Source organism: Spirillospora sp. NPDC000708 (assembly GCF_040299565.1).
Lineage (GTDB): Bacteria > Actinomycetota > Actinomycetes > Streptosporangiales > Streptosporangiaceae > Spirillospora.
The window spans coordinates 1-1714 of sequence record NZ_JBEPCJ010000205.1 but is presented as its reverse complement, the minus strand read 5'-3'; the positions used below and the strand labels follow the sequence as shown (position 1 = coordinate 1714).

Here is a 1714-nt window from a genome sequence, read left to right as displayed (position 1 = left end):
TTGGTGGTGCGGTTCTGGTTGGCCCGGTTGTTTTTTGAGAACTGCACAGTGGACGCGAGCATCTCTGATGAGACCTCGGTGTGATGCTTCATCCGGCTTTGTCGGGTGGGGTTTCGTGTTCGGGGTTTTGTCTCTGCGATTTGTTTTGATCGTTTTGTGTGTTCAAGTTTTTAAGGGCATACGGTGGATGCCTTGGCATCAGGAGCCGATGAAGGACGTGGGAGCCTGCGATATGCCTCGGGGAGTCGGCAACCAGACTTTGATCCGGGGATTTCCGAATGGGGAAACCTGGCACTCGTCATGGGGTGTCGCCGCCTGCTGAATGTATAGGCAGGTTGGTGGGAACGCGGGGAAGTGAAACATCTCAGTACCCGCAGGAAGAGAAAACAATAGTGATTCCGTGAGTAGTGGTGAGCGAAAGCGGAGGAGCCTAAACCGTGCGCGTGTGATAGCCGGCAGGCGTTGCGTGTGCGGGGTTGTGGGACCATCCGGTCAGTACTGCCGTGCTGACGAAGAGTTACAAAGTATCGTGATAGTCGAATGGCATGGGAAGGCCGACCGTAGACGGTGAGAGTCCGGTAGACGAAATTGCGATGCCTCTTGGGTGTGTTCCCGAGTAGCACGGGGCCCGTGAAATCCCGTGTGAATCTGCCACGACCACGTGGTAAGGCTGAATACTTCCTGGTGACCGATAGCGGATCAGTACCGTGAGGGAATGGTGAAAAGTGCCCCGGTGAGGGGTCGTGAAATAGTACCTGAAACCGTGTGCCTACAAGCCGTCAGAGCCTCCTTCAGGGTCTTCGGATTCTGATTGGTGATGGCGTGCCTTTTGAAGAATGAGCCTGCGAGTTATGGTGTGTGGCGAGGTTAACCGGTGGCGGGTAGCCGTAGCGAAAGCGAGTCTGAATAGGGCGCAATAGTCGCATGCTGTAGACCCGAAGCGGGGTGATCTAGCCATGGGCAGGGTGAAGCGCCGGTAAGACGGTGTGGAGGCCCGAACCCACCAGGGTTGAAAACCTGGGGGATGACCTGTGGTTAGGGGTGAAAGGCCAATCAAACTCCGTGATAGCTGGTTCTCCCCGAAATGCATTTAGGTGCAGCGTCGCGTGTTTCTTGCCGGAGGTAGAGCTACTGGATGGCTGATGGGCCCTACCAGGTTACTGACGTCAGCCAAACTCCGAATGCCGGTAAGTGAGAGCGTGGCAGTGAGACTGCGGGGGATAAGCTTCGTAGTCGAGAGGGAAACAGCCCAGATCATCGGCTAAGGCCCCTAAGCGTGTGCTAAGTGGGAAAGGATGTGGAGTTGCTGTGACAACCAGGAGGTTGGCTTAGAAGCAGCCACCCTTGAAAGAGTGCGTAATAGCTCACTGGTCAAGTGATTCCGCGCCGACAATGTAGCGGGGCTCAAGCACACCGCCGAAGCCGTGGCATTTCAGCTTTTGCTGGGATGGGTAGGGGAGCGTCCTGCAGCCGGTGAAGCCGCCGAGTGATCGAGTGGTGGAGGCTGTGGGAGTGAGAATGCAGGCATGAGTAGCGAATGGAGAGTGAGAAACTCTCCCGCCGGATGACCAAGGGTTCCTGGGGCAGGCTAATCCGCCCAGGGTAAGTCGGGACCTAAGGCGAGGCCGACAGGCGTAGTCGATGGACAACGGGTTGATATTCCCGTACCCGCTGGTATGCGCCAACGCTGAATCCTCTGATGCTAACCACCCGA

The 1714-nt window shown here is 56.6% G+C and carries 1 rRNA gene; it reads left to right on the top strand.

Going from position 1 to position 1714, the window contains the following annotated elements:
- Positions 1–160 precede the first annotated feature (160 nt).
- Positions 161–1714 (top strand): 23S ribosomal RNA (locus ABT299_RS52355); the annotation flags it as partial.